This window comes from Rubrobacter taiwanensis (assembly GCF_004337705.1).
In the GTDB taxonomy this organism is placed as follows: domain Bacteria; phylum Actinomycetota; class Rubrobacteria; order Rubrobacterales; family Rubrobacteraceae; genus Rubrobacter_C; species Rubrobacter_C taiwanensis.
The window spans coordinates 177099-204045 of record NZ_SKBU01000015.1 but is presented as its reverse complement, the minus strand read 5'-3'; the positions used below and the strand labels follow the sequence as shown (position 1 = coordinate 204045).

At 68.8% G+C, this 26947-nt stretch carries 27 protein-coding genes and 1 pseudogene; 18 read left to right on the top strand and 10 right to left on the bottom strand.

Annotated features, from left to right (window positions below; genetic code table 11):
* Position 1 precedes the first annotated feature (1 nt).
* Positions 2-487, bottom strand: coding sequence for a flavin reductase family protein (locus tag E0L93_RS08680; protein ID WP_165874256.1), 486 nt, complete (start codon positions 485-487; stop codon positions 2-4).
* Positions 488-580: 93 nt separating this feature from the next.
* Here E0L93_RS08680 and E0L93_RS08675 point away from each other — a divergent pair, with 93 nt between their 5' ends.
* The 5 genes from E0L93_RS08675 (at position 581) to E0L93_RS08655 (ending at position 4230) form a co-directional block, all read left to right on the top strand.
* Entirely contained in the window at positions 581-1543 is a 963-nt protein-coding gene (locus tag E0L93_RS08675; RefSeq protein ID WP_132690966.1) for a PrsW family intramembrane metalloprotease, read from the top strand.
* A gap of 14 nt (positions 1544-1557) precedes the next feature.
* A complete protein-coding gene (gene mobA / locus E0L93_RS08670; protein ID WP_279387466.1) occupies positions 1558-2115 on the top strand; it encodes a molybdenum cofactor guanylyltransferase in 558 nt (185 codons plus the stop codon).
* Positions 2112-2684, top strand: coding sequence for a YdcF family protein (locus E0L93_RS08665; protein WP_132690962.1), 573 nt, complete (start codon positions 2112-2114; stop codon positions 2682-2684). Before mobA ends, E0L93_RS08665 begins: the two co-directional genes overlap by 4 nt.
* Entirely contained in the window at positions 2651-3529 is an 879-nt protein-coding gene (locus E0L93_RS08660; protein WP_165874255.1) for a DMT family transporter, read from the top strand. The genes E0L93_RS08665 and E0L93_RS08660 overlap by 34 nt, the downstream gene beginning before the upstream one ends.
* Before the next feature lie 74 nt (positions 3530-3603).
* On the top strand, positions 3604-4230 hold the full coding sequence (locus E0L93_RS08655; RefSeq protein ID WP_132690958.1) for a hypothetical protein: 627 nt from the start codon (positions 3604-3606) through the stop codon (positions 4228-4230).
* On the opposite strand, the gene E0L93_RS08650 is transcribed toward E0L93_RS08655, so the two are convergent.
* Positions 4217-4948: a metal-dependent hydrolase gene (locus E0L93_RS08650; RefSeq protein ID WP_243638165.1), complete on the bottom strand. Its 732-nt coding sequence runs from the start codon at positions 4946-4948 to the stop codon at positions 4217-4219. The two genes, E0L93_RS08655 and E0L93_RS08650, sit on opposite strands and share 14 nt — an antisense overlap.
* Before the next feature lie 239 nt (positions 4949-5187).
* On the opposite strand from E0L93_RS08650, the gene gabT reads away from it, so the two are divergent.
* Positions 5188-6570, top strand: a complete 1383-nt coding sequence (gabT, locus tag E0L93_RS08645; RefSeq protein ID WP_132690954.1) for a 4-aminobutyrate--2-oxoglutarate transaminase — start codon at positions 5188-5190, stop codon at positions 6568-6570.
* Positions 6570-6998, top strand: a complete 429-nt coding sequence (locus E0L93_RS08640; RefSeq protein ID WP_132690952.1) for a DMT family transporter — start codon at positions 6570-6572, stop codon at positions 6996-6998. The genes gabT and E0L93_RS08640 overlap by 1 nt, the downstream gene beginning before the upstream one ends.
* On the opposite strand, the gene E0L93_RS08635 is transcribed toward E0L93_RS08640, so the two are convergent.
* Positions 6995-7777, bottom strand: a complete 783-nt coding sequence (locus E0L93_RS08635; protein WP_165874254.1) for a PP2C family protein-serine/threonine phosphatase — start codon at positions 7775-7777, stop codon at positions 6995-6997. The genes E0L93_RS08640 and E0L93_RS08635 overlap by 4 nt on opposite strands.
* A gap of 124 nt (positions 7778-7901) precedes the next feature.
* Here E0L93_RS08635 and E0L93_RS16450 point away from each other — a divergent pair.
* From E0L93_RS16450 to E0L93_RS08615, 4 genes and pseudogenes are all read left to right on the top strand, one after another.
* Positions 7902-9688, top strand: a pseudogene (locus E0L93_RS16450) (glycoside hydrolase family 15 protein).
* Between the two features lies 1 nt (position 9689).
* Complete coding sequence (gene ftcD / locus E0L93_RS08625) at positions 9690-10628, top strand: glutamate formimidoyltransferase (protein ID WP_132690948.1); 939 nt, start codon at positions 9690-9692, stop codon at positions 10626-10628.
* 19 nt (positions 10629-10647) lie between these two features.
* On the top strand, positions 10648-11760 hold the full coding sequence (locus E0L93_RS08620) for a VLRF1 family aeRF1-type release factor (RefSeq protein WP_132690946.1): 1113 nt from the start codon (positions 10648-10650) through the stop codon (positions 11758-11760).
* Positions 11761-11839: 79 nt separating this feature from the next.
* Entirely contained in the window at positions 11840-12670 is an 831-nt protein-coding gene (locus E0L93_RS08615; RefSeq protein WP_207890384.1) for a carbon-nitrogen hydrolase family protein, read from the top strand.
* Positions 12671-12799: 129 nt separating this feature from the next.
* Here the strand turns inward: E0L93_RS08615 and E0L93_RS15800 are convergent, their stop codons facing one another.
* From E0L93_RS15800 to E0L93_RS08600, 3 genes are read right to left on the bottom strand one after another with little or no spacing between them, the layout of a single operon-like run.
* Positions 12800-13141: an AzlD domain-containing protein gene (locus E0L93_RS15800; protein ID WP_165874253.1), complete on the bottom strand. Its 342-nt coding sequence runs from the start codon at positions 13139-13141 to the stop codon at positions 12800-12802.
* Positions 13138-13842, bottom strand: a complete 705-nt coding sequence (locus E0L93_RS08605; protein ID WP_132690942.1) for an AzlC family ABC transporter permease — start codon at positions 13840-13842, stop codon at positions 13138-13140. The genes E0L93_RS15800 and E0L93_RS08605 overlap by 4 nt, the downstream gene beginning before the upstream one ends.
* A 53-nt stretch (positions 13843-13895) precedes the next feature.
* Complete coding sequence (locus E0L93_RS08600; RefSeq protein ID WP_132690940.1) at positions 13896-15326, bottom strand: L-lactate permease; 1431 nt, start codon at positions 15324-15326, stop codon at positions 13896-13898.
* Between the two features lie 306 nt (positions 15327-15632).
* Here E0L93_RS08600 and E0L93_RS08595 point away from each other — a divergent pair, with 306 nt between their 5' ends.
* Complete coding sequence (locus tag E0L93_RS08595; protein WP_132690938.1) at positions 15633-16550, top strand: TerC family protein; 918 nt, start codon at positions 15633-15635, stop codon at positions 16548-16550.
* Here the strand turns inward: E0L93_RS08595 and E0L93_RS08590 are convergent.
* On the bottom strand, positions 16547-17701 hold the full coding sequence (locus E0L93_RS08590) for a nicotinate phosphoribosyltransferase (RefSeq protein ID WP_132690936.1): 1155 nt from the start codon (positions 17699-17701) through the stop codon (positions 16547-16549). The genes E0L93_RS08595 and E0L93_RS08590 overlap by 4 nt on opposite strands.
* Positions 17702-17957: 256 nt before the next feature.
* On the opposite strand from E0L93_RS08590, the gene E0L93_RS15795 reads away from it, so the two are divergent.
* The 5 genes from E0L93_RS15795 to E0L93_RS08570 all read left to right on the top strand — a co-directional run bounded on the left by E0L93_RS15795 (position 17958) and on the right by E0L93_RS08570 (position 23498).
* Complete coding sequence (locus E0L93_RS15795; RefSeq protein ID WP_165874252.1) at positions 17958-18131, top strand: hypothetical protein; 174 nt, start codon at positions 17958-17960, stop codon at positions 18129-18131.
* Positions 18132-18182: 51 nt separating this feature from the next.
* Positions 18183-19412 carry a cation:proton antiporter domain-containing protein gene (locus E0L93_RS08585; protein WP_132690934.1) on the top strand — a complete coding sequence of 410 codons (1230 nt, stop codon included), beginning with the start codon at positions 18183-18185 and terminating at the stop codon, positions 19410-19412.
* A gap of 68 nt (positions 19413-19480) precedes the next feature.
* Positions 19481-21022: a gamma-glutamyltransferase family protein gene (locus E0L93_RS08580; protein ID WP_132690932.1), complete on the top strand. Its 1542-nt coding sequence runs from the start codon at positions 19481-19483 to the stop codon at positions 21020-21022.
* A gap of 79 nt (positions 21023-21101) precedes the next feature.
* Positions 21102-22001: an arginase gene (gene rocF / locus E0L93_RS08575; RefSeq protein ID WP_132691336.1), complete on the top strand. Its 900-nt coding sequence runs from the start codon at positions 21102-21104 to the stop codon at positions 21999-22001.
* Between the two features lie 6 nt (positions 22002-22007).
* The gene (locus E0L93_RS08570; RefSeq protein WP_132690930.1) at positions 22008-23498 is read left to right on the top strand and encodes a glycosyltransferase family 39 protein; all 1491 of its coding nucleotides are present in this window, start codon (positions 22008-22010) and stop codon (positions 23496-23498) included.
* A 7-nt stretch (positions 23499-23505) separates the two neighbouring features.
* Here E0L93_RS08570 and E0L93_RS08565 read toward each other — a convergent pair whose 3' ends face one another.
* Positions 23506-24177, bottom strand: a complete 672-nt coding sequence (locus E0L93_RS08565; protein ID WP_132690929.1) for a hypothetical protein — start codon at positions 24175-24177, stop codon at positions 23506-23508.
* A gap of 104 nt (positions 24178-24281) precedes the next feature.
* Between E0L93_RS08565 and E0L93_RS08560 the strand changes: the two genes are divergently transcribed.
* Complete coding sequence (locus tag E0L93_RS08560; RefSeq protein WP_132690927.1) at positions 24282-25850, top strand: glycosyltransferase family 39 protein; 1569 nt, start codon at positions 24282-24284, stop codon at positions 25848-25850.
* Here E0L93_RS08560 and E0L93_RS08555 read toward each other — a convergent pair.
* Both E0L93_RS08555 and sucD read right to left on the bottom strand, forming a co-directional pair.
* Positions 25847-26056, bottom strand: a complete 210-nt coding sequence (locus tag E0L93_RS08555; RefSeq protein ID WP_132690925.1) for a hypothetical protein — start codon at positions 26054-26056, stop codon at positions 25847-25849. The genes E0L93_RS08560 and E0L93_RS08555 overlap by 4 nt on opposite strands.
* Before the next feature lie 10 nt (positions 26057-26066).
* Positions 26067-26945 carry a succinate--CoA ligase subunit alpha gene (gene sucD / locus E0L93_RS08550; protein ID WP_132690923.1) on the bottom strand — a complete coding sequence of 293 codons (879 nt, stop codon included), beginning with the start codon at positions 26943-26945 and terminating at the stop codon, positions 26067-26069.
* Positions 26946-26947: the final 2 nt, after the last annotated feature.

Genomic DNA, 26947 nt, shown 5'->3' with positions numbered 1-26947 from the left:
GTTACTCGTACTCGCTGGCCTCGTAGATCAGGGGCGATCCCGTCTCGTCCATGATCTCGGCCGCGGTGACTTCGCCGACGAAGACGGTGTAGCTCCCTATGTGTGCGGTGTTCCGCAGGCGGCAGTCCAGGTAGGCGAGGCAGTCCAGCAGCACCGGGGAGCCGTTGGGCGTCCGCTGGTAGGGGATGCCGGCGAACTTCTCGTCGTACTCGCTGCTCGTGGTCCCGAAGTGCGCAGCGACGTTCACCTGGTCTTCGCGCAGGATGCTCAGGGCGAAGGTCTCGCTCTCCAGGATCGCGTCGTGCGTGTAGTTGTCCCGGTTTACGGCGACCGCCACGGCCGGTGGGTGCTCGGAGGCCTGCATCACCCAGGCGGCCGTCATCGCCGAGAGCTGGCGGCCCCGGCGCGTGCTGAGGACGTAGACGCCGTGCAGCAGGCGCGAGAGGGCGCTGGATATGGTGCTGAGATCCGCTACGTCGTTGGACACGGCCTCCCTGCTTTCGATCTCGGAAACGACGGGGCTATTTTAACAAGTGCGGGTATAATGCGGGTCCATGCTGGCCGCTGAGACCAGGTCGCCATGACGCTCGCCGGGATAGCCCTCGTCCAGGCTATCATCTACCTGCTCTTCATCCGGGCGATAGATCTCTACGAGCGGGAGCCGCTGCGGTATATAATCCCGGTCTTCGTCTGGGGGTTTACGGTGGCCGTGGTGATCTCGATCTTCTTCGAGGCCATCTTCGCCGTTGCGGTCAGCGTGGTAGTCGGGGCCGAGGGGGTGGACTTCCTGACCACGGTGGTCGCAGCGCCCGTGATCGAGGAGTGTGCTAAGGGGCTGGCGCTCCTGATCGTGTTCGCCGTCTCTTACCTGTTCGCCCGCCGGCGCGGGAGGCTGCAGTTCTCGGGCGTGATGGACGGGATAGTCTACGGATCGGCGGTGGGATTCGGGTTCTCGCTGGCCGAGGACTACCTCTACCTGCTGCAGTTTGGCGAGGAGGTCTTCGTCATCCGGCGCCTCTTCGGAGGCTTCGCCCACGCCGCGTTCACCTCCCTGATCGGGATCGGGTTCGGGCTCGTGCCCTGGGTGAGGCCCCTCTCCCTGAAGCTGGCTCTGCCGCTCGCGGGGCTGGCCGGAGCCGTAGCGCTGCACGCCGCGTTCAACTTCACGGCCTTCTTCTTCGGCCCGCTGGCCTACGTGTTGCAGGCGGTCGTGATCCTGCTCTACGTGGTCCTCATCACCGTGTGGCTGGCGGTCGAGCGGCGCACCATCCGGGAGGAGCTGCGGGAGGAGGTGGACCTGGGCACCATAACGGCCGCCGAGTACGGGATCTTGCCGACCTACTTCCGCCGCACCCTCTACTACCTGCGGCTCATCCTGACCGGCGAGCTCGGGACCTGGTCCCGGGCGCGCCGGGTGCACGGCGCGGCCGTGGATCTGGCCTTCACCAAGCGGTTGTCCCGCTCCTCGCGCGCCGCTCCGGGGGAGTCCTCCGTGCGGCACCTGCGGCAGCGCATCGGCGAGCTCCGGGGGGAGGCGGTCTGAGGGCTTCAGGCGTCGTGCTCGCCGGCGGAGCGAGCCGCCGGATGGGCCGCGACAAGCTGCGGCTGGAGGTGGGCGGGGAACCGCTGCTCTTGCGGGCCTGCCGCGCCGCCGGGGCGGTCTGCGGGGAGCTGATCGTGGCGGGGCGTGCTGCTGAGGTGCCCGGAGCGCGGGCGGTCGGAGATCTCCGGCCCGGCCGGGAGGGGCCTCTGGCGGGCGTCGAGTCGGGCCTTGCCGCCGCCCGGCACCCGCGCGTGCTGGTCGTAGCCGGGGACATGCCGTTCCTCTCGCCGGAGCTCCTGCGCTACCTGCTGGAGCGTCCGGCTGCCGCGGCGGTCCCGCTCCCCGGGGGGAGGTTGCAACCGCTCTGCGCGGCGTACGACCGGGGCCTGCTGCCGCTCGTGAGGGAGGCTCTGGACCGCGGGGAGCGGAGCATGCGCCGGTTCCTGGAGAGCGTGGAGGATGTAGAGTACGTTGAGGAGGAGGTGTTGAGGGGCTTCGGAGATCCCGGCGTACTCTTGATGAACGTGAATACCCCCGCCGATCTGGAAACGGCCCGGAGGCTCGCCGGTTGAGGTTGCCGGGCGGCATCCTGCGCGAGCTGTGGCTCCTCTTCCGGGTCTGGAGGGGCGACGACGTCTTCGGCAGCCCGCCGGCGGCCGACGCGGCGGTGGTGCTCGGGGCCGAGGTCTGTTCCGGCGGGGTCGCCAGCGGGACGCTGCGGGCTCGCGCCCTGCGGGCTGCGGAGCTCTGGCGCTCCGGGACGGTACGGGCCGTCATCCCCACGGGGGGCGTGGGTGAGAACCCGCCGAGCGAGGCGGCGGTCGCGGCAGAACTCCTGCGCTCCGAGGGGGTGCCGGGGGAGAAGATCCTGCCGGAGGAGCGCGCCCGCAACACCCGCGAGTCGGCCCGGCTCGTAGCGGAGATCGCCCGCCGGGCGGGGTTGGAGAGCGTGCTGGTGGTCACCGACCCGCTGCATTGCGTCAGGACCGTCTCCGTCTTTAAGGTATACGGTATGAAGGCGTCCGCCGCTCCGGTGTACGAGAGCCCGATGTGGCGCAGGGAGGGGCGGCGCCGGGAGCAGTTTGTCCGGGAGGCTGTGGGGATAGTTTGGTACGGGATAAGGTCGCGCTACCGGCCGTAGGCGCCGGGGTTCTGGCGGTCTCCGCGGCGGCCGTCTTCATCCGGCTCGCCGACGCTCCGGCGCTCGCCATAGCGTTCTGGCGCAACGCTCTGGGCGTCGCGATCCTGCTGCCCTTCCTTCTGTACCGCCGCGAACGCCTGCCGCGCGGCCGGGATCTCCGGGTCTGCATAGCCTCCGGGGTGGCGCTGGGCGCTCACTTCGGGTTCTGGATCTCCTCCCTCGACTACACCAGCGTAGCCGCGAGCGTCGTGCTCGTCTCGACGCAGCCGGTCTTCGTGGCGCTTCTGGCCTACCTATTTCTGGGGGAGCGCACCTCCCGCACCACGCTGGCCGGGATAGTAATCGCGCTGGCGGGCACGGCCGTCATCGCGGGCGACACCTCTTTCGGGGAGGCTGCGCCTTTCGGCAACCTGCTCGCCCTGCTCGGAGCCGTCGCCGTTGCGGTGTACGTGCTCATCGGGCGGGCGCTCAGGACGGGCGGGATGGGGATACTCCCCTACGCGGTGGTGGTGTATGCTGCGGCCGCGCTCTCCCTGCTGCCGGTGGTTCTGCTCTCCGGCGCGCCGCTCTGGGGATACTCCGGTGAGACGTGGTTCTGGATCTGGGCCATAGCCTTCGGCCCGCAGATCCTGGGACACACCGTCTTCAACTGGGCTCTCAGATACGTAGAGGCCTCCATAGTCTCCGGTACGATCCTGGCCGAGCCGATCGGCTCCACGTTGCTGGCCTGGCTGATCCTGGGCGAGGTTCCGGGCCTCCGGACGCTGGCGGGTGGGACGGTCGTGCTCGCCGGACTCGCCGTGCTCCTGAGCGGGCGGCGGGTGTCCGCCAAACCGCCCGGGTGAGGGCATCACAGCCCGCCTACGAAAGATGGGGTATCCTCATAGCGGTAGCGAGCTAGCGAGGGAGATCGACCGGCTTGACACCGTTCAGAGCTGGATTCTACTACGGGACGTTCGCGGTCTTGGTCGCGCTTGCGGCCAACTTCTACTTCCTGTTTTTCGATCCCGCACAGACGCGGGACTGGGTGCTGGCCGCCCTGGCCTCTTTCATGCCGGTTGTCGCGCTCTCTGCCTACCTCTTCCTGACGATCCTGGGCGCTCTGCGGGTGCAACCCGACCGGCAGGAGCCGGGGACCACCCGCCGGTCGCAGCTCCTGCGTTCCGGGGCCCTGGTCGGGGTCATGATCGGGGTGCTGGTCGGGCTCGCGGCGCTCTTCTCCACGCTCCTGCAGGCCACGGTCCTCGCCGAGAGCATGCGGAGCTTCGCCGCCGAGGCCGCGCCCAGGATAGCAGCCTACGTGGAGGAGGTGCGCTCCGGGGTGAGCGAGCCGCCGCCGCCCACCACCGTGGAGCAGGTGGAGCGGAGTCTGAACCCGCCGCAGCTGCGCGATCTGGGCCGGGGGATCTTCACCACCGTCTTGCTCGCCGCCGTGCTGGGGATCGTCGGCGGTGTCGTCGGGACCCTGCGCGGCCGGCCGGAGAGTGAGAAAGCCCGGCCGCCGGAGCGGCCGGGACGAGGGACACCCCCTCCTACGGGGTCTTAACGGTGGGATCGAGACCCTGGCCCGGCTCCAGCACGTAGACGTTCAGACCGGAGATATCCGAGGCGGCCTGCCTGTACTCCTCCGGCGTGCCGGGCAGGAACGGGAAGGTGCCGTAGTGCATCGGCACCACGTTCTTCACCCCCAGAAGACGCGTGGCGTGGGCCGCTTCGTAAGGGCTCATAACGACCTGGTTGCCGATCGGCAGCAGGGCGAGATCCGGCGCGTACAGCTCCCCGATCAGGCGCATGTCGCCGAAGATGCCGGTGTCACCGGCGTGGTAGAGCTTGAAGCCGCTCTCGAACTCGAGCACGTACCCGAGCGGCTCGCCGCCGTAGATGATGCTACCGTCCTCTCCGGCGATGCTGGAGGAGTGGAAGGCGTTGACTGCCGTGACCTTGAAATCCCCGAGGTCGGCCGTGCCGCCCTTTTGCACCGGGACCGCGTTCTCCACGCCCTTGCCGGTGATGTAAGAGTAGATCTCGAAGTTCGAGACCGTCGTGGCCCCGGTACGCTGTGCCAGCGGGACGGCGTCGCCGAGGTGATCGAAGTGCCCGTGCGTTATGAGGAGGAAGTCCACGTCCTGCACGTCCTTAAACTCCTCCGGGCAGGCCGGGTTCTCCTGCAGCCACGGGTCTATGATGATGTTCTTCCCGCCGGGGGTGGTGATCTGAAACGTCGCGTGCCCCACATAGACGATCCTTACTCCACCCAGTTCCACTCCTCTAACCTCCTGGACGTAGCCTGCCAGCGTGTATAAGCATACCCGCGCTACGGTCTTCGGGAAACCCGGTCGCTGTTGAGGTGGCGGCCGGACGGGAGATATAATCTCCGCGGCCTCGGGCCGGGGCATAGCCTGTATGCGCCCCCGCTGAAGAGACAAGCACAGGCGAGAGGGATGCCGGGTTGCCTGCGCCGCAGGACCCGGTGAAACATGTCTACGGCACAGGAGGTAGCGGAATGGGAGCTATCCGGCTCGTCACGGAAGTCCCGGGTCCGAAGAGCCGCGAGATCTTGCAGCGGCACGAGCGCTACGTGGCCCGGGCGCTGGCACCCGGCTTCCCGGCCGTTATCCGCGCGGCCCGGGGCGCGCTGCTTGAGGATGTAGACGGCAACACGTTCATAGATCTCGCCGGAGGCGTGGGGGTGATGAACGTCGGTCACTCCGACCCGGACGTACTCGCCGCCGCCCGGAAGCAGCTGGAGTGTTTCGTGCACACGGACTACACCGTCGCTCCCTATGCGGCCTACAGCGAGCTGGCCGGACGGCTGGTCGAACTGGTCCCGGGCGCGGAGAAGGCGGCGTTCTTCAACACCGGAGCCGAAGCGGTGGAGAACGCGGTCAAGATCGCCCGCTCCTACACGGGGCGCAAGGCCGTCATAGCCTTCGAGGGAGCCTTCCACGGCCGCACCTGGATGGCGCTCGCCCTCACGAGCAAGACGCGCCCGTACAAGCAGGGCTTCCTGCCGCTGGCGGGGGAGGTGTACCGCGTCCCGTACGCCAATCCCTACCGCCCGCCGGTGGTGTGGCGGTCCGGACGGAGCTTCGGCGAGGCGTGTGCTGCGCTGCTGGACGGGATCTTCGCCGAGCATGTGGCAGCCGAGGACGTTGCGGCGCTCATCGTCGAGCCGGTGCAGGGCGAGGGCGGGTTCGTGGTGCCGCCGGAGGACTACCTGCCCGCGCTCAAGCGCCGGTGTGAGGAGCACGGGATCGTGTTCATCGCGGATGAGGTGCAGACCGGCTTCGGGCGCACGGGCCGGATGTTCGCCGTGGAGCACTCGGGGGTGGAGCCGGATCTGGTAGTGGTGGCCAAGTCCATCGCTGCCGGTTTCCCGCTCTCGGGTGTGCTCGGGAAGGCGGAGATCATGGACGCGCCGGTGGAGGGCGCGATGGGCGGCACGTATCCGGGCAACCCGGTCGCGCTGGCCGGTGCGCTCGCGGTGCTGGAGAGGTTCGAGAGTGGTGAGCTGCTGGAGCGCTCGGAGAGGATCGGCGAGACGGTCCGCAGGCGCTTCGGCGAACTCGCCGGGGAGGTGGAGATGATCGGGGACGTGCGGGGTCTGGGCGCGATGAGCGCCGTGGAGTTCGTACGCGACCGGGAGACCAAGGAGCCGGCGGGAGAGGAGGTGTCCCGGATGCTCCGGCTGGCCGCAGAACGGGGTGTGCTGGCGCTTCCGGCGGGCCTGAAGGGCAACTGTATCCGCTTCCTCTCACCGCTCGTGATCACCGACGAACAGCTCCACGAGGCGCTGGAGGTGCTGGAGGGCTGCGTCCGGGAGGTGGCCGCGGGAGCGAGTCCAGAAGAGCGGTCCGCTGCGGACTCGTTGGCTAATCCGATCTGATGAACCCGGTCCTGGTACTGGCCGTTCTGGCAGGAGTGGCCATCGCCCTGCAGACGAGTGTGAACGCGGTGGCCCAGAAGGCGCTCGGGCTCCCGGTGCTCGTTGCCATCTCCGGTGCGACGACCGGGGTCGTCGGGCTGCTGGTCGCCCTCCTCACCTCCGCTCCGGCGGAGCTTCCGGGCCGGGCGGCGGGCTACGCCGTGGTCTCGGGTGTGCTGGGGGCGTTCATCGTGGGATCGATCGCGTTCGCCGCCGCTCAGGGCGGGGTGGCGCGTACGCTGGCGCTCGTGATCGGCTCGCAGCTTCTGGTGGGTGTTGTGGCCGACCGGCTCGGGCTCTTCGGGCTGGAGCTGCAGGAGTTCGGGTACGTCCGGCTGCTGGGGATAGCCCTGATCGTGGCCGGCGGGCTTCTGCTGGTCCGGGACTAGACGACGCGCTGGAGGGCGACTATGGCGAGGTCGTCCTCCAGCTTGCCCCGGGCGTAGGAGGTCGCCGCCGTCACGCTCGCGTCCACCAGCCTGCGCGCTGTGGAATGCCCGGACCCTTCGAGCTCGCGGAGCAGCCGCCGCTGTCCGAAGGTCTCAGAGCGGCGGCACGGACGGGCCTCCAGCAGTCCGTCCGTGTAGCACAGGAACGTGTCGCCGGGCGCCAGGTTCAGCACCTCCGTCTCCCAGCGGGCCTCGTCGAAGATGCCGAGCGCCGGGTTTAGCGCCGTGGCCTCCAGAGGAGCCACGGCCCGGCCGGCGACGAGCACCGGCGGGGGGTGACCGGCCAGCGCGTACTCCAGCCGTCCAGTGCTCCGCTCGTAGATCCCGTAGAGCGCCGTCACGAAGCGGTTGCGGTGAAACTCGGCCACGCAGACGCCATTGGTACGGGAGAGAACGCTCTCCGGCCGCGGTTCCTCACGGGCGAAGGCCCGCATCGTGTGCCGTACGAAGGAGGAGTGGTGGATGGCTTCCACACCGTGACCGGAGACGTCCCCGATCGTGAACGCGAGGCTCTCTTCAGAGAGCCGGATGAAGTCGTAGAAATCGCCCCCGACTTCCGATCCCGCGGCGGCCGAGCTGTGGTGTGTGGAGAGCGAGAGGCCCTCTACCTCGGGCAGCCGGGAGGGGACTATGAACTTCTGAAGGATCTCGGAGATGGTAAGGGGCCTCTCTTGAGGCTCCCAGTCGTCAGAGTCGTCCTGCCAGGCAAGGCTTCGCACCGTGCTCCTCCCTTTCCCGTAGTTGTTAACTATAGCGGCGGCCGGCGCTCCGCACAACGCCTTTTTGCGCATCGCCCTCAGGAGGTGCAGAATTACGGGCAGCAGCGATGAGTCCGGGGGTTGCGTGGGATACCTGCCGATAGAGGATCACGGCGTAATAGGGGACCTGCACACGGCGGCGCTCGTCGGGGTGGACGGCACGATAGACTGGCTCTGCCTGCCCCGGTTCGATATGCCGAGCGTCTTCGGCGCGATACTGGATGACGAGAAGGGCGGGCACTTCCGGCTGCGGCCGCCGGAGTACGCCCGCAGCCAGCAGCTCTACCTGCCGGATACCAACGTGCTCCTTACCCGCTTCCTCTCGCCGCGGGGGGTGGCCGAGCTGCTGGACTTCATGCCGGTAGAGCGCGGCCCGCAGAAGCTCCACGACCTCATCCGCAACGTGCGGGTCATCCGGGGCGAGCTGACCTTCGAGGTGGAGTGCCGGCCCGCCTTCGACTACGCCCGCCGGAGCCACAAGGTATATGTCGGCAAGAAGGGAGCCGTCTTCAAGAGCCGGGACATCTCTTTAGGTCTCGCTGCCGGCACGCCGCTGCAAGCGGGGCCGCGCGGGTGCGCCCGAGCGCGGTTTGCCCTGAAGGAAGGCCAGAGCGCCACCTTCGTGCTGCAGCAGCTCGACGGAGCGACCGGGCCGGGGGAGGTGCTCTCCGACGAGGAGTTCCGCCGGCTCTTGCACGGGACACTGGAGTACTGGCGGCGCTGGATCTCCCGGTGCACCTACCGGGGGCGATGGCGCGAGATGGTCTACCGCTCCGCGCTCGCCCTCAAGCTCATGGTCTACGACCCGACCGGAGCCCTGGTCGCCGCCCCGACCATGAGCCTGCCGGAGACCATCGGCGGCGAGCGCAACTGGGACTACCGCTACACCTGGCTCAGGGACGCGGCCTTCACCCTGTACGCCCTCATACGCGTCGGCTTCGAGGAAGAAGCACACAACTTCATGGACTGGTTGCGAAAGCGTTGCGAGGGCACGGAGGGTCATCTCCAGCCGCTCTATTGCATAGACGGTACCGCCGAGGTTCCGGAGGTGGAGCTGGATCACCTCTCCGGCTACCGGGGCTCCCGGCCCGTGAGACTCGGCAACGGGGCGTACCGGCAGCTCCAGCTCGACCTCTACGGGGCGGTCCTGGATGCCGCATACCTGCACAACAAGTACGGCGCGCCGCTGGATCACGACCTGTGGCAGAACCTCCAGCGCATCCTGAACTGGCTCTGCGACAACTGGCGGCGGAATGACGAGGGGATGTGGGAAGTGCGCGGGTACGCCGGCCGTTCGTCTCCTCCCGCGTGATGAGCTGGGTGGCGCTGGAGCGCGCGATCCGCATCTCGCGCCAGCGCGGGCTGCCCGCGGGCGAAGGCCGCTGGCTGCGGGAGCGCGACGTGATCTACGAGGAGGTCATGGATGAGGGGTGGGATGAAGAACTGCAGAGCTTCGTTCAGTACTACGGCAGCAAGGCCATGGACGCGTCGCTGCTTTTGATGCCGCTCATGAAGTTTGTGGGGCCGACCGACCCGCGCTGGCTCTCCACTCTGAAGCGCATCCAGGAAGAGCTCTCCTACGATACGCTCGTCTACCGCTACGATCCAAGGAATGCCGCCGATGACGGCCTGCGCGGCGAGGAGGGCAGCTTCTCCATCTGCTCGTTCTGGATGGTCGAGTGCCTGACCCGCGCCGGCCGGCTGGATGAGGCCCGCCTCGCGTTGGAGAAGATGTTCTCCTACGCCAATCACCTCGGGCTCTACGCCGAGGAGATCGGGCGCTCCGGTGAGGCCCTGGGCAACTTCCCGCAGGCGTTCACCCATCTGGCCCTCATCTCCGCCGCCGTGCACCTCGACCGCGCCCTCGGTTAAGATGCTCTTCGAGGCGGTGCCCAACTTCTCCGAAGGCCGCGACGCCGCGAAGGTGGCCCGCATCGTCGAGGCCGTGCGGGCCGTGCCGGGCGTCCGGGTGCTGGACCTCTCTTCCGACCCGGACCACAATCGCAGCGTCCTCACCCTGGCCGGCGGGTTCGAGGCGCTCCTGGAAGCGTCCGCGGCGCTCGCCCGGGGATGCATCTCCGAGATAGACCTCGAATCCCAGACCGGTGTCCATCCCCGCATGGGCGCGCTGGACGTGCTGCCCTTCGTGCCGCTGGAGGGGGCTTCCCTGGAAGATGCCGCCCGTCTCGCGCGCGCCGCCGGAGAGTGCCTGGGCAGGATCGGAATCCCGGTCTACCTCTACGAGCACGCCGCCACGGCTCCGCACCGGCGCAACCTGGCCGACGTGCGGCGCGGCGGCTACGAAGGGCTCCGGAAGCGCATGCGCGATCCCCGCTGGCGGCCGGACTTCGGGCCTCAGGAGGTGCCGCGCTGGGGAGCGACGGCGGTGGGGGCGCGGCCGTTTCTTGTGGCGTTCAATGCCTACCTGGAGTCTGATGACGTAGAGGTGGCGCGCGAGATTGCCCGCCGCATCCGGGAGCGGGACGGCGGGCTGCCCGCCCTCAAGGCGCTCGGGCTGCTCGTGGAGGGCAGAGCGCAGGTCTCCATGAACCTCACCGACATAGAGCAGACCGGGCTGCACCAGGCACTGGAGGCCGTGCGGCTGGCCGCCCGGGATCTGGGCGTGGGCGTGCACTCCACCGAGCTCGTCGGGCTCGCACCCTTAGACGCGGTGGTGGCCGCGGCCCGGCACTATCTGGGGCTGCGGCGTCTGGAGCGGGGGAGCATCCTGGAGGTGCGGCTCTGGGAAGAGGCGGGTTTTGGTGCCTCTGGCCCGGGGTACGTCAGAGAAGATGAGGGCAACGCTTCATGACAGGATAGAGGTGTGAGAGATGACCGAGGCAGACACCATCCAGCTGCTCAGAGACCGCCTCACGCGGCATCCGGGACCGGTGCTCTCCGTGTATCTCAGCACCAACAACGCCATCCCGGAGAACCAGAAGGGCGGCTACCTGCTGCGGCTCAAGGAGGGGCTGAAGAACAGCGGAGTTCCGAAGGCGCTGGCGCGGCGGGTGCTGGAGGCCGTGGAGGGCGAGCGTCCGAAGGCCCGGACGATGATCCTCTTCGCGGACGAGGACGATCTCTTTGAGGCCTACCGGTTGCAGATCGACCTCCCCGAGAGCATCCGGTGGGGCGACCCCTTCGTAGCCCCGCTGTTCATGGCGCTGGACGAATACGAGCGGTACGGGGTCGTGCTGCTGGACGGCGAGAAGTTCCGCTTCTTCGTAGCCTCGCTCGGCGACATAGAGGAGCCGCTGGACGCGTCCAACCCCGTGGTGACTTCCGACTGGCGGGAGCTCACCATCTCACCCTCCTCCCAGACGCCGCGGGGAGGGGCCGACCGGGACTCCTTCGACGACCGGGTCGAGGAGCACGTGCACCGCTTCTACAACGAGATGGGCGAGACGACCCGGAAGCTCATCGGCCAGCACAACATCCGCCGCCTGATACTGGCCGGTCCCCGGGAGCGGACGGCCGGGTTCCGCCGGACGCTCCCGCAGGACGTGGAGAAGCGGGTGGTGGCCGACGCCTCTATCCCGACCGACGCCTCCGAGAGCGAGGTGCTGGAGCGGCTGAGCCAGCTGCGGGAGCAGATCGAGCGCGAGCACGAGGAGAGGATGCTGGACGAGGCCCGGGAGAAGGGTGTGCGGGGGTTGGACGCCACCCTGAGCGCGCTGCAGGAGGGGCAGCTCTACGTCCTGCTCATGCCGTGGCCCGTCGAGGGCGAGGTGCGCTGGGATGATGCCACCGGGATGGCCGTGACCGACCTCTCCCGGGAGAGGTCGCCCTACAGCGGAGGGCCGACCCGGGTCCGGCCGCTCGCCGATGTGCTTCTGGAGCTGGCGGAGAAGCGGGGGGCCCGTGTGGAGTTCGTGCGCGGCGAGGCCGCGGAGGAGGTTCTGCGCGGGGAGTTTGGCGGGCTCGCGGGCTTGCGGCGCTTCTAGGTCGCCTCTTCGGCGCCGACCTGCTAGGCTTAAAGCGGCAGACGGTGGTATCTGAAGAATAGGATACGGGAGCAATGACGTGAGCGAGCGCAGGGTGGTCGCCGCGGCCGTCCAGATGTCCTCGACGGTGGACAAGCAGGAGAACCTGCGGACCGCCGAGCGGCTCATCCGGGCGGCCGTGCTGGAGGGCGGGGCCGAGCTCGTGGCGCTACCTGAGCTCTGGAGCTGTCACGGGCTGGAGAGCGTCTACCGGGAGAACGCCGAGCCCGTACCCGGACCCACGACGGAGTTTCTGAGCCGGCTGGCGCGCGGGCTTAGGATCTACCTGCTCGGGGGCTCGATCCTGGAGGGCGAGCCCGGTGCGGAGCGCCTGCACAATACCTCAACGCTCTTTGCCCCGTCCGGGGAGCTCGTGGCTATATACCGCAAGATCCACCTCTTCGACGTGAAGGTGGGAGACCGGGAGTACCTGGAGAGCGCTGGCATGGCTCCGGGGCGCGAGATCGTCGCCGCCAAGGCCGCAGGTACGGTACTCGGGCTCACGGTCTGCTACGACCTGCGCTTCCCGGAGCTCTACCGCATCCTGGCCCTGCGCGGGGCCGAGGTGCTGCTCGTCCCTGCTGCCTTCACGCTTCAGACCGGAAAGGATCACTGGGAGCTCCTGCTGCGCGCCCGGGCGGTGGAGAACCAGGCTTACGTGGTAGCCCCGGCGCAGTGGGGCCGGAAGCAGGACGGGCGCTGGACGTACGGGCGCTCCATGATCGTGGATCCCTGGGGCACGGTGCTCTCCACCTGCCCGGACCGGGACGGCTACGCGCTGGCCACCCTGGATTTTGAGTATCTGGAGCGCTTCCGGCGCGAGTTCCCGGCACTCGCCAACCGCCGTCCGGAGACCTACGCCTGGGAGTAAGGGGGAAGAGGAGTGAACTGGTCTAGGATCGGAGGATGGATCGGGATCGCCGCCCTGATAGCCATCGCCGTGGTGCTGCTGATGATGATCTTCTTCGGCGGGGTCCTGGCCTGAGCGGGTCCGGCGGGGTCAGATCCAGATCGCGGCCAGTCCGTAGGCTGCCACCCCCACCAGCACGGTGATCCCCAGGTTCTGCCAGCGGACGGCCGCCAGGCAGGTGGGGACGAGGGCCACCAGCCCCCGGAGCAGCTCCCGCCAGAGATTCGGGGTCTCCGGGTCCGGGACCACGGAGATCACGAGCAGCGCCGCTATGACGGCGGGCCCGACCAGGCCCAGCGTCCGGTCGAGCCCCGAAGGGGTATCGCTCCCCTCCGGGTCCCGGCGGCGCAGCGCCGCCGAAAGCGGCAGCAGCCGGGCCAGGTAGGTCCCCGCCCCGACCACCAGGAAGAGCAGCCACAGCTCCGCGTTCACCGGTGGCTCCTCTCCAGGATCAAAGCCGCCGCCGGGCCCAGGACGCCGGCGGCCAGCACGCTCCAGCCGCCGAGCCCGGCGAGGTGCAGGACCAGAGCCGTTGCCGCGCCGGCGGCGGCCGCGGCCAGCTCCCGGCCGGGCCGGAGGAGCACCGGGACCAGCAGGGCGGCGAAGATGGCCGGCAGGGCGAAGCCCAGCGCCGGTGCCAGCGAAGGCATCAACTGCACCACCGTATCGCCCCCGGCGGCTCCGGCCCAGGTCCCGAGCGCCCAGGAGACGTACGCCCCCGCCTCCAGGCACAGGAGCCAGCCGAACCTCACCGGCTCCCCGGAGCGCCCGGAGGCCACGGCGAAGACTTCGTCCGTGAGCCCGAAGGCCGCCATCAGGGTCCGCCCCGTCCCGAAGCCCCGCAGGCGGCGGGCGAGGACCGGGCCGTAGAGTACGTGCCGCAGGCTGAGCAGGAGCGCGGTCGCCGCCGCCGTCGGGCCCGGGGCTCCGCCCGCGATCAGGCCCACCAGCGCCAGCTGACTGGCGCCGGAGAATATGATCAGGGACATGCCCACGGCCTCGACCACGCTCAGTCCGGCCTCCCGCGCCGCCACCCCGAACGCGACCGCCGCCGGCAGGTATCCGGCGACGATGGGCAGCGCCGCCCGGATGCCGGCGGCGATTTCCCTTCTGGTGTCGGGTTTCGCTCTCACACCGCGTTACGGATATTCGGGGCGGAAGACGGGGCCTTGCATACCTCCTCAGTCTAGACGAGAGACGCTGCGCCGACCACGGTCAGGACCGCCAGCGAGACGAGGACCGGAGGCGCGATCGACCGCACTATCTCGGCTTCCCGTCCGGCCATACCCACGGCCGCAGCTGCGAGCACCACCCTCTGGGGCGCCAGCATGCTCGCGTGGCTTCCCGCCACGTTCTGCAGCGCCGCGAGCGTGAGAAGGGAGGCATCCCCCGCCCGGGCCGCCTCTGCCTGGAAGGGCATGAAGAGTGCGTTCGAGGCCGCGTTGGAGCCCGTGAGCGCCCCGCCGAGAGCGCCCACGGCCGGTCCGAAGGCCGGGTACAGGCCGCCCAGCGCCGCCGCCGCTCCACCGGCCAGCAGCGCCGCCGCACCCGAGGCGGCCATGATCTGGCCGGCCAGCACGAACGCCAGCACGGCTCCGGCGACCGGCAGCCACTGCCGGAGCGTATCACCGAGCGCGGAGGTCGCTTCGGCGCGCTTGAGGCCGAGCAGGAGAGCCGCGAAAGCGGCGGAGACGAAGAGCCAGATCGCAGGCCCCGAGAAGGCGGGACCAAGCCCCTCCAGCGCTCGTTCCACCGGAGGAACGCCGCTGGCGGAGACCAGGAGCGCCAGCAGCAGCCCGTACGGAGCCAGCGAGCGCCGGGGGAGGGGCAGCTCCCGCAACCGGCTCCGGCGCGGCAGGAGGAAGGCGGCCACCGCCACCAGTCCTCCCGCCGCCCCGGCGAGCTCGGGGACCAGGTACAGGCTCGTCAGCAGCGTTCCGGCGCCCGCCGCAAGCCCGAGCCCCGCCGCCTCAGCTCCGTTTCGCCGGAGACCGGAGAAGCCCCCGGCCATCATGACCGCCGCCAGTCCGTATACGGGAAAGAGCGGCAGGTTCAGCAGGGCGCTGGCGTCCGAGAGCTCCCCGAACTGCAGCCCCGCCAGATCCGCCCCGACCACCGTGCCCACGCCCAGAGCTCCCCACGGCACGGCGCACTGGCCCCAGCTCGCCAGTGCCGCCGTGCGCACCCGGGAGAACCCTGCGGCGAGCAGTACCGGGGCTGAGATCACGACCGCCACCCCGAAGCCCGTTACCGATTCGAAGAACGGGGCCGCCCCGACCACGACCACGAGCGCCAGCGCCCCCCGGTCCGGCTCCAGCCGTCCCAGAAACTCCGAGACCCGGTCCACCGCTCCGGTCCGCGAGAGGACGTTGAAGAGCAGCAGCCCGCCGAAGAGCACGTACAGCACGTTTGCCGCGGTCCCCAGGCCGGACCACGCGGCCTCCCCCAGCCCCGCAGCCGTCAGCGCCGGACACAGAAGCGCGCCTCCCAACGCCGCCGCCAGCGCCGCCCCTCCCGCTCGCGTCGCCGGCCACCGCAGCACCAGCAGCGCCAGAGCGGCGATCAGGAACGGAGCCCCCGCCGCGACATATCCCGCTATCTCCTGTATGGACGGCACAACCGGAAAGGGTACATTAGGGATGCCGGTAGCGGGGAGGCCCCTCCTTGACGGAGGGCCGTTCGCGGGGTATAAATCCCGGTGTTGGGGAGTAGCCCTCCGCTACGGCGGAGGTGACCGGTCGTCAGTACGGAGCCTCCGGCTCCCGGCCGGCACCTGTAACCGGGAGTTACAGCGGCGAGACCACCGCAGGCAAAACCGGCCGCGGTGGCCTCGCTTTTTCGTGCGACGCCGCGGCCCGTCACCGGAGAGGAGATGGGCTATGTCGATTGAAGTTGCACCTGCTGGGCCGGGGGTGAGGGAGCGGTGACGTTCCCGGTCTGGGCCTGGGTGGCGTTCGGAGCCTTCGTCCTGCTGATGCTGGCGCTGGATCTCTTCGTCTTCCACCGGGATGCGAAGAAGGTTTCTTTCCGCGAGGCGACGCTGCTCAGCGGGTTCTGGGTGGCGCTGGCGGTGATCTTCGGCGGCTTCGTGTGGTGGTGGGCCGGTCCGGTCACGGCCGGCGAGTACTTCACGGGCTACGTGCTGGAGAAGGCGCTCTCGGTGGACAACGTCTTCGTCTTCGCCCTGATCTTCGCCTACTTCGCCGTTCCGCCGGCCTACCAGTATCGCGTGCTCTTCTGGGGCGTGGTCGGGGCGCTGGTGATGCGGGGCATCTTCATCCTCATCGGCGCGGAGCTTCTGGAGCGTTACGACTGGATCGTCTACGTCTTCGGAGCCTTCCTGATCTACACCGGGATAAAGATGGCCCGGCACCGCAGCGGGGAGGTGCATCCCGAGCGCAACCCGGTTCTGAGGCTGGTGCGCCGGCTGCTGCCGATGACCGGCGAGTACCGTGGCCAGCGCTTCTTCGTGCGCGAGCGCGGCAAGCTGCTCGCCACGCCGCTGTTCGCGGTGCTCGTGGCCGTCGAGAGCACGGATCTCGTCTTCGCCGTGGACTCCATACCCGCGATCTTCGCCATAACCCGGGATCCGTTCGTGGTCTGGACCTCCAACGCGTTCGCCATCCTGGGCTTAAGAGCGCTGTACTTCATGCTGGCCGGCATGATGGAGCGCTTCATCTACCTGAAGGTCGGGCTCTCCATCGTGCTGGTCTTCGTCGGCGTGAAGTTCATGCTCTCGGATATCGTCGGGAAGTTCCCGATCTGGATCTCCCTGCCGTTCATAACCACCGTGATAGCCGCTTCGATCCTCTTCTCCCTCTACAGGACCCGGAGGCGCTAGTCGAGCGTGTAACGGCCCGTGGCGAGCTGGTCCAGGACCCGCCGGCGCGCCGCAGAGACGTCGGCGCCTCCGGCATAGAGCTCATCCAGCGGGCGGAGAGCGTCGCGTGCGCCTTCGGGGAGCCCGGCTCCGGCAGGCACCACCCGGCGCGTGCCGTCCGGCAGCTCTGCGAGCGTCTTGCGGCCGCTCATCTTGCCGCGCTTGGCGCGGGGGCGGCCCTCGACCTCCACGATGTCTAGCGAGTAGTCCACCATCGGCGCGGCGGCGATGGGGCCGCCGATACCGTAGGCGTCGCAGACGGGGTTCAGCTCCAAGATCTCCTCCACCCCGATCCCCCCCGAAGCGAAGAGCTTGACGTGCTCGAACCCCCGGCTGTCCAGCTCCCAGCGCACCTCGCGCATCAGATCCGCGAAGTTGCCCCGGCGGTTGCCGGGCGTGTCCAGCCGGACGGCGAAGATGCTCTCCGGGATGGCCTCGGCCGCAAGAACCGCCCCGAACTTTTCATCGTCGAAGGTGTCGATGAGAATGGTGCGGGGTACGGACTCGTCCACGATCTCATCGAAGGCCCGGGCCATCTCCGCCGTCGAGCCCAGTATCAGTGCCAGCGCGTGCGGGGTGGTGCCCGTGGCCGGGATGCCGAGCTCCTTCGCTGCCAGCTCGACCGCCACCCCGTCGCAGCCCCCGAGATAGGCGGCGCGCTCTATCATGAGGCTTATGGCCGGGTGCATCCGGCGGGCTCCGAAGGAGATGAGGCGCCGCTCCCCGGCCGCTAGCCGGCAGCGGGCCGCCGCGGTCGCCACCCCGGAGGCCTGACAGAGGAAGCCCAGGATCGCCGTCTCGTGCTCGGCAAACTCCCCGTACGGGCCGTTTAGCGTGAGAACGGGCTCGTGCGGGCGGCAGATAGTGCCCTCCGGGACCGCCCGGGCCTCCAGCTCCAGGCCGTCCAGCAGGTGCGCCACCTCGTCCAGACCGGCGACCACAAACCACTCGTCCGGATCTGCGGACTTGAGGGTTACCTCGGCGTGGACGTGCGTGCGGTCCATGTTGCGGGCCTTCAGGATCTGCATCGTGCGGTGGAAGTAGACGTCCGCGACCTGAGCGGTCTTTATCTCTTCTTCGCCGGCTATGTGGAATCTGAGATCTGCGCTCAAAACCTCTCCGTCCTTCTCGCTTTCGCCGCGCACATAATAGCCGATAGCGGACCCGGAGGGGCGCCCGGATTCCGGGCCGGGAAGATCGGGTAAGGATGGCGCACCGGAAGAGATCCGAAAACGGAGGTGATAGCCGTGCTGCAGGGGATTCTCCTGGGAACGGTGGCCGGAGCCGCCGGCACGGTGACCCTGAACGCCACGACCTACGCGGATATGCTCGTCCGGGAGTCGCCCGGCGAGCAGCGTCCCGGCGGAGGTGGCGGCCCGGCCGGCCGCCGGGATCGGCGTGGACCTCTCCGGGGAGCAGGGAGGGGAGGCTGCTCAAAACCGCCAGAGCGGGCTCGAGACGCTCTTCGGGATAGCCACCGGATTGGGTGTGGATGCGGCCTACGGGCTCGTGACGGCCGCGGTCTGCGAAGTTCTGCGATGAGATGAGAGTGGCTTTGCCACAGGCCGCCCCAAGGCTGGGAGGGGAGCGACCGTGGACCAGCTCAATATAGCCCTGGTCGCCATCGGCGGGGTGGTGATGGTGATCGGGTTGCTCTCAAACCCGATCCGGCGCTCCTTCCTCTCGACCCCCCTGATAGCCCTGCTGGCGGGAGTGCTCATCGGCCCCCTGGCCTTCGACCTGCTGGAGGTGTCCCGGTGGGGGGATCAGACAACCATCCTGGAGCAGGCCACCCGCGTGACGCTGGCGATCTCACTCATGGGCGTGGCCCTGCGGCTGCCCGAGAAGTTCCCCTTCCACAGCTGGCGCTCCCTGGCGGTTATGCTCGGGCTCGTGATGCCGCTCATGTGGCTCGCGAGCGGCCTTCTGGCTTACCTCATCCTGGGGCTGCCGCTGCTGGCTGCGCTGCTCCTAGGGGCCGTACTCACCCCGACCGACCCGGTCGTCTCAAGCACCATCGTCACCGGCGAGGTCGCGGAGCGGAACCTGCCGGATCGCCTGCGGCACCTGCTCTCCGGCGAGTCGGGCGCCAACGACGGGCTGGCCTACCCCTTCGTCTTCCTGCCCATCCTGCTTCTGGCCCACCCGCCGGAGGAGGCCCTCACGCACTGGCTCGTTCACACCCTGCTCTGGGAGGTGGGTGTGGCCGTCCTCTTCGGAGCCGCTCTCGGGTATGCGGCCGGCCGGCTTGTGGAGTGGGGCAAGGCCGAGCATACCGTGGAGCAGACCTTCTTCCTGGCCTACACCCTGGCGCTCTCCCTCGTCGTGCTCGGAAGCGCGAAGCTCATCGGCAGCGACGGCATCCTTGCAGTTTTTGTCGCCGGGGTGGCGTTCGACCTGGTAGTGAAGGGGGACCGCGAGCCGCAGGAGCGGGTGCAGGAGGTGGGGACGCGCTTCTTCATCCTGCCGATCTTCGTGCTGCTCGGAATGAGCCTCCCCTGGGAGAGCTGGCTGCGGTTGGGATGGAGCGGCGTCGCGCTGGCGGTCGCGGTGCTACTGCTCCGCCGGCTGCCGGCAGTGCTGGCGCTGTGGCCTCTGGCCGGCCAGATCCGGGGCTGGCGGGATGCGCTCTTCCTGGGCTGGTTCGGTCCCATAGGCGTCGCGGCCCTCTACTACGCGAACCTCTCGCTGCGCGAGACGGGGCTGGAGGCGGTCTGGGCAGCGGGGAGCCTGATCATCTGCGCCTCGATCCTCGTTCACGGCGTTACCGCAGCTCCTTTGACCCGGCTCTACGGCCGCTCGCGCGAGAAAGAGGGGCCGTAACTCCTGACCCCCCGGCTTTCGGGGTCGGCGAATCCGGCAGGGGTGAAACTGCGTATAATTAGCCGGCTATGGACGAGCTGGGCGTGCGGGCGAGCTTTGCGGTGGCTGCCGGGACTCCGTACGCGGCGCGGGCGGCGGCGGAGGTCTACCGGGCCGGCGGGAACGCCGCGGACGCCGCCGTGGCCGCCGCGGCGGCGGTGAGCGTCACCGAGCCTTTGATGAGCTCCATCGGCGGGGGCGGTTTCGCCACCGTCCGCGCGCCCGGGGGCTCGTGCGAGGTCATAGACTTCTACGACTGCATGCCGGGGAAGGGGCTGGACCCCTCCGCGTTCGGGGCCGGGGGAAAGCCGGAGACGATCCGGCTCAAGTACGGTCACGGGATAGACTCCACCGTCGGGGCGGCCTCCTGCGCCGTGCCGGGCGCGCTGCGGGGGTGGGAGCTGCTGCAGCACCGCCACGGGAGGCTGACGCTCCGGGAGGCTCTGGCTCCTGCCGCGCGGCTGGCGCGGGAGGGCTTCCGGCTCTGCAAGACGAGCGGCATGTGGCTGGAGGTCGCGGCCGAGCTGCTCAAGCTCACCGGGGAGACCCGCAAGAACTTCTACAACGGCGACCGGCCCTACCTGGAGGGCGAGTTCGTGCGCTTCCCCGACCTTGCGGATACCTTCGACGCCGTGCGGGAGCTCGGCGCGGACCTCTTCTACCGGGGCGAGCTCGCGCAGCTCATCTCCGAGTATATCCTGGCGCGGGGCGGGATCATCACCGCCCGGGACCTGGCCGAGTACGAGGCCGTCGTGCGCGAGCCGCTCACCTTCAGGTACCGGGGCCGCACCGTCTACACCAACGGGCCTCCCTCGGCGGGCGGCGCCACGCTGGTGCAGATGCTGAACGTCATCTCCGCCTACGATATCCCGCGGCTCTCGCAGGAGGAATTCGTGCGCATCCTCTCCGGCGCGATGCGCCTCGCGCTGCACGACCGGGCCTCGGCCTACGTGGAAGCGGACGAGATCGCCGAGGTCGCCGAGCGCCTCACCAGCGACGAGTACGCCCGCGTTCAGCGGCAGCGGATCTTCGGCCCCGCCCAGACCACACACCTCTCCTGCATGGACGCCGGGGGGCTGGCGGTCTCCATAACCCAGAGCATGGGCTACGGGTCGGGGATAACGATTCCGGGGACCGGGATCTGGATGGGCAACACGCTGGGGGAGCCGGAGCTGAACCCCAAGGGCTTCCACGCCCTCAAGCCGGGCCAGCGGCTCGTCTCCAGCATGTCCCCGACCATCCTGATCACCGAAGAGGGAGATATGGTCGCGCTCGGCTCGCCCGGTGCATCCCGCATCCCAACCGCCATCCTGCAGGTGCTCATCAACGTCTTCGACCGGGGTATGGCGCTCAAAGCCGCCGTCGAGGCCCCGCGCTTCCACGCCGAGGGCCGCCTGTTTGCCTACGAAGCCGGAGCGCCCCGCCTGGAGCCGGAGGGAGGGATCGAGTACCTGGCCTACGAGGAGCCCTCCATGTACTTCGGGGGCGTCAACGCCGTGCGCCGCACCCCGCAGGGCACCTTCGAGGCCGCCGCCGACTCCCGCCGCTCTGGCGGTGTGGACTTCGGGTAGGGCGAAAGAGGGATTCTGCTATCCTGCGCAGCGGCATTCGTGCCTTCCGGAGAGCTTGTGAGGTGTGACCGTGCGTGAGATGAGGGATGTGGAGATACTGGGCGTGCCGATGGACCTCGGCCAGGATCGCCGCGGGGTGGACATGGGACCGAGCGCGATCCGCTACGCGCGCCTGCGGGGTGCGCTGCGGGAGCTGGGGCACCGGGTGACGGACCTGGGCAACGTAGAGGTGCCCATCCCGGAAGTGGTCGAGGAGGACGAGCGGGCGCGGCACCTGAGCGCCATTCTGGAGGTGTGCGAGCGGGTCGCGAAACGGGCGGCGGAGACCGTCTCCCGCGGGGCATTCCCGGTCTTTCTCGGCGGGGACCACTCCATCTCCATCGGGACCGTCTCCGGCGCTGCGGAGGCCGGGCGGACCGGCGTGCTGTGGGTGGACGCTCACGCGGACTTCAACACGCCGGAGACCTCGCCCTCCGGCAACATCCACGGCATGCCGCTGGCGGTCCTGACGGGCCGGGGACACCCCGAGCTGGTGAGCATCGGGGGTGAGGGCGGCAGCGTGAGGCCCGAAGACGTGGTTCTGCTGGGCGTGCGCTCCATAGACCGTGAGGAGCGCGATCTCCTTCTGGGGTCCGGAGTCCGCGTATACACCATGAAGGAGATAGACGCCTACGGGGCGGCGCGGGTGGTGCGGCAGGCGATCTCGGACCTCGCGCACCTGGAGCGCGTCCACCTCTCGTTCGACCTGGACGTCATAGACCCGGAGATAGCGCCGGGTGTTGGGACCCCGGTGCGAGGTGGCCTCACCTACCGCGAGGCGCACCTGCTGATGGAGCTGCTGAACGAGGCGGGAATCGTCACCTCGCTAGACATCGTGGAGGTGAACCCCATACTGGACGTCAGGAACGGAACGGCCGCTCTTGCGGTCGAGTTTGCCGCCAGCCTCATGGGCCGCCATATAATAAGCGTCCCGCGCTAGACGGCTTTGCTCCGGCGCCTCTACAGGCACCCTCACGTCCTGAGGGGGAGCGGGCTGCACGTAGCGCTTCTCTGCCTGATAGTCATCCTGGGTTCTGTGCTCCGGTTCTGCGGCCTCGGCCGCGAATCGCTCTGGAACGATGAGCTCGCAAGCTGGCTGATCGGCAACCAACCCACCCTGAGCGGGGTGCTGGACGAGGTCGCCGCGGACATCCACCCCCCCGGCTACCAGATACTGCTGTACTACGTCCAGCAGCATCTCGGGGAGACAGAGTTCCTGCTGCGGCTCCCTTCGGCCCTGGCCGGTGCGGTTGCGGTCCCGCTCACCTACCTGCTGGGCCGCAGGATCTACTCGGGCCGCGAGGGCCTGATCTCCTGCGCCATGATGGCCGTCATGTGGGCCCCGATTTACTACAGCCAGGAGGCCCGCGCCTACTCGCTCCTGCTGCTCGCCGTCCTGGCCGCAGCTTACTTCTGGGTCCCGCTGGCCCGGAGCCTGATCGAGGGGCGGATTCCGGAGCTCACCACGGTCTTCGGGTACATCTTGTGTGCCGCCGCGGCCTGCTACCTGCACTACTTCGGGCTGCTCTTCGTGGCGCTGCAGGGGGCGGTGGCCGCTCTGCCGGCGCTCCGGAACCTCAGGGGGCTCGCTCTCGCTCTGGCCATCTACGGTGCTGTGGCTCTAACCTACCTCCCCTGGCTGCCGGGGATGCTCTACCAGCTGGAGGTCTCGTCCGAGCGGGGAGGGTGGATACCCGCGCCCGAACCCGCCGCCGCACCGGACTTCGCACGGTTCCTGTTCAACGGTTCGGCGTGGTTGCTGGCCGTCGCGCTGGCGCTGTTCGGGTTTTTGCTGGCGCGCAGCCTCCTTTCGGCCGCTAAAGAAGGGAGGGTCGCCGATCTGCCGCGCTCCCCGGGCCTGCTCCTGGCGCTCTGGCTCTCAGGACCGTTCGTCATCGCGTATGCGGCCTCCGTCCTGTTCTCCCCGATCCTGACCGAGCGCAACCTCATCATCTCGCTCCCGGCCGCCTGTCTGCTGCTCGCGCGCTCCGTAACCCGGCTGCCGGGGGGCGCGATGGGACAGAGCGCGGCCGCACTCGGGCTGGCGGGCGTGTTTTTGGCGCACCTGATCTTCTCTTTAGACTACTACTCCGAGCCGCAGAAGACGCAGTTCCGCGAGGCTGCGGCCTACATAGCCGCAAACGGCATGCCGGGCGAAGCGGTCGTCGTGGGGTGTGCTCACCGTCTTGAGTACTTCAACTACTACTTCGAGCGTGGCGGCTCCCCGCTGCGGGTTCGGTTGTGGGGCTGTCGGGAGGAGCAGCTGAGGGGACTCTTCAGGACGCTTGAGGACCGGGAACCGCGGCAGATCTGGTACATCCGCGCCGACCGGCTCCCGGAGGAGGGGGTTGTGCGCGCCCTGAGGCGCGAGCTGGAGCCGGCCGGTCACAGAGAGTTCGAAGGTGCGGAGGTGTGGCTCTTCAAGGAAGGCGGCTGAGCCGGGGCTATCCGGCGTAGCACAGGCCGCCCCGCTCCAGCGGAAACTCCGCCGGGCATCCACCGCCCGGCATCGCGGGTACCGGGCCATCCCCGGGGCCTCCGGCCTCCAGCAGCCGGTCAGGCTGGCGGTACTGGTGCCGCTCGGGCGTCTGGACGGGGGTGACGGTGGTGTACTGGTCGTACTGGGGCGAGGCCGGAGAGAGGCTTTCGGATCCCCTCCCGCGGCCGGTGCAGTCCTCGACCTCCACGGACCACTCCGCGTTCGCGGAGAAGATCTCAAGGTAGAAGCGTCCCGGGCCCTCGTTCACGAAGGTGGAGTCCGAGCCCGCTCTCTCCTGAGAGGCCGAGGTGATGAACTCGTCATTCTCGTCATACACGGTTACGTCGAAAACCACGCCCTGACTCCCGTCTCCGGTGACGGTGCCGGCCGTGGTGGTGTAGGAGATCCGGAACGAGTCTCCGGTTATGTTGAAGACCGGCGTCGTCTGGTTGCCCGTGCCCGTGAACGTCTGCACAGGCGTGCACTGCTGTTGGGCCTGGGCCGATGCGAACAGCCCCGGCAGGTTGAATGAGACGGGGTTCCCGCGCTCCACCTCCCAGGCCACGCGGCCGGTGACCGCGCTCAGGAGCACCAGAGTCAGGATGGCCGCCTTCAGCGCCAGATGTTCGCGGTTCAAGACTCACCCTCCCTCTGTGGCATGTATATCCATTCTACCAGAGCCCGGTACCGGCATGGGTTCCTTTCAGCCTCCGGCCGGATACAATATCCGGGCTTCAGCTCATGCGAGTGATCACGGACATCCGCGGCTCCGGCCCGAACCTCCGGGTTCTGGTTCTTCTCTGCCTGATAGTCATTCTGGGTTCCGCGCTCCGGTTCTACGGTCTCGATCGCGAATCGCTCTGGACCGACGAGCTGGCCACCTGGCACACCGGGAGCCGTGAGAGCGTCTCGGAGGTGCTCTCGGTGGTCTACGACGGCGGAGAGGGCTCCCACCCGCCCGGCTACTACGTCTTCATGCATTTCTGGCAGCAGCTCTTCGGAGACTCTGAGTGGGTTTTACGCTTCCCGGCGGCGCTGGCGGGCGTGCTGACGATACCGGCCGTCTTCCTGCTGGGGCGGCGCCTGTATTCGGACCGTGAGGGTCTGATCGCGGCTGCCCTGACGGCCGTTATGTGGGCCCCGGTCTACTACAGTCAGGAGGCCCGGATGTACTCCCCGCTCATCCTCTTTGCGGTCCTGACGGCGCTGTTCTGGCTCGAGGTCCGGCGCGGGCTGGAGGAGGGTCGCTTCCCGCGGGGGGCCGCTGCCGGGTACGCGCTGAGCGCCGCGGTGGCGGCTTATCTGCACTACTTCGGGCTCTATCTGGTGGCGATGCAGGGGATCTGGATGCTCCTGCTCTTCGCCTTCCGGGGTCGGGCGCTGCTCCGGGTGTTTGCCCTCTATGGCTCGGTGGTGCTCCTGTACCTGCCATGGGCGCGCCAGACTGCCGAACGCCTGCTGTTCGGCAGCAACCAACCGATAGCCTGGCTGGACCGGCCGGATGCCGGCCGGCCGCTCGAGTTTCTAGAGTTCCTGTTCGGCAGGTCCGAGATGATCGCCACCGCCGTGCTGGCGCTGCTCGGGTTTCTGCTCCTGCGGGCCCTCTACGACGGCGCTCGCGGGTTTGCCGGCGGGGAAGGGGCAGACGTTCGCGGCTTCCTTGCCTCGCCGGGCGTGCTGCTGGCGCTCTGGCTGGCCGTGCCTTTCGCCGGGGCCTACGTGCTCTCCCTGCTCGGAGACCCGGTGCTCCTCTTCCGCACCCTGCTCATCTCGGCCCCGGCGGCGTACCTGCTCACGGCCCGGGCGCTGGCGCGCCTGCCGCTCCCGGCCGGAGCGCAGGCCGCCGCTACGGCTGCCGCGGCGGCGCTGCTCGTTTTGCACCTGGTGTTCTCCATGGACTACTACTCCGAGCCCGACAAGCACCAGTACCGGGAAGCAGTCGCCTACATGGCCGGGAATACCCCCGTTCCCGAAGAGACGGTCGTTGTAGGGTGCGGCTACCGGCTGGACTATCTAGAGTACTACTTTCGGCGAGAAGGTCTGCCGCTGAAGTTCGCGCACCGGGCGTGCAGCGGGGAGCATCTGCCGGGGGCCATGGAGGCGATCTCCGAGAGGAACCCCCGGTGCGTCTGGTACGTCAGGGCGCACATGCGGCCCAACTGGCGGGTCATCGGGAGCCTGGCGAAGGAGTTTGAGCTAGAACGGGTCCACCGCAAGAAGTTCAAGGGGGTTGAGGTGTGGATCTTCCGGAGCGAGAGGCTCCCCGGCGATCTCGCCGGGGAGCGGGGCTCGCCCGGCAAGCCCGGTTAGTCCCTGCCGCGCCGCAGCGCCCAGCTCATCCGCCAGAAGCCGTAGGCGATCAGGACGACGCCGAAGACCAGATTGAGCGCCGGGGAGAGCCCGATGCCGGAGGCTGCGAAGAGCAGCAGGCCCACCCCGAGCAGGATGGTGATCGTGGACGAAGCCAGGCTCAGGCGCCGGAAGATCCTCTCTCTGCGCTCCGGGTCTTCGGGCACGCGGCGCTCCTTAACCCCTGCTCAGCGCGTCGGCGACAAGCTCGGCGACCTGGCTCGGGTTCTCGGCGGCCGGGATGCCCACCCGCCGCAGGGCCTCGCTCTTGGCCTGGGCGGTAGACTCACCACCGGAGACTATGGCGCCCGCGTGACCCATCGTTTTGCCCTCCGGGGCGGTGAAGCCCGCTATGTACGCCACTACGGGCGTCTGCATCTCGCGCCGGATGTACTCTGCGGCGCGCTGCTCCGCGTCGCCCCCGATCTCGCCGACCATGACCACGCACTCGGTCTCGGGGTCGGCCTCGAACTTCTTGAGGATCTGAATGAAGTCGCTGCCGATGATGGGGTCGCCGCCGATCCCCACCGCCGTCGTCTGGCCGATCCCGCGCTGGGTCAGCTCGTTTACGATCTGGTAGGTCAGCGTCCCGCTGCGGGAGACGATCCCCACGTTGCCGGGGGTGAAGATCTCGCGCGGCATGATGGAGACGTTAGCCTTCTCCGGCGAGAGCACGCCGGGGCAGTTCGGCCCGATCAGGGTCGCCTCGTTCTCCGATATGTAGTTCGCCACCCGCATCATGTCGTGCACCGGCAGGCCCTCGGTGATGCAGCAGATGGTCCTGATACCGGCGTCCAGCGCCTCGAAGATGGCATCGGCCGCAAAGGGCGCGGGGACGAAGATCACGCTCGTGTTCGCTCCGGTCTCCTCCACCGCTGCTGCGACGGTGTTGAAGACCGGGACCTCATCCCGGAACTTCTGCCCGCCTTTGCCGGGCGTGACGCCGGCCACGACCCGGGTGCCGCTCTCCAGCATCCTTCCGGCGTGAAAGCCGCCCTCGCGGCCGGTTATGCCCTGGACCAGTACCTTGCTGCTCTCGTCTACGATGATCGCCACTC

Coding starts and splice junctions, on each gene's coding strand:
- ftcD (WP_132690948.1), top strand. CDS start 9,690: ATGCTCTTCGAGGCGGTGCCCAACTTCTCCGAAGGCCGCGACGCCGCG.
- E0L93_RS08560 (WP_132690927.1), top strand. CDS start 24,282: ATGCGAGTGATCACGGACATCCGCGGCTCCGGCCCGAACCTCCGGGTT.
- rocF (WP_132691336.1), top strand. CDS start 21,102: ATGAGGGATGTGGAGATACTGGGCGTGCCGATGGACCTCGGCCAGGAT.
- E0L93_RS08640 (WP_132690952.1), top strand. CDS start 6,570: ATGAACCCGGTCCTGGTACTGGCCGTTCTGGCAGGAGTGGCCATCGCC.
- E0L93_RS08580 (WP_132690932.1), top strand. CDS start 19,481: ATGGACGAGCTGGGCGTGCGGGCGAGCTTTGCGGTGGCTGCCGGGACT.
- gabT (WP_132690954.1), top strand. CDS start 5,188: ATGGGAGCTATCCGGCTCGTCACGGAAGTCCCGGGTCCGAAGAGCCGC.
- E0L93_RS08675 (WP_132690966.1), top strand. CDS start 581: ATGACGCTCGCCGGGATAGCCCTCGTCCAGGCTATCATCTACCTGCTC.
- E0L93_RS08620 (WP_132690946.1), top strand. CDS start 10,648: ATGACCGAGGCAGACACCATCCAGCTGCTCAGAGACCGCCTCACGCGG.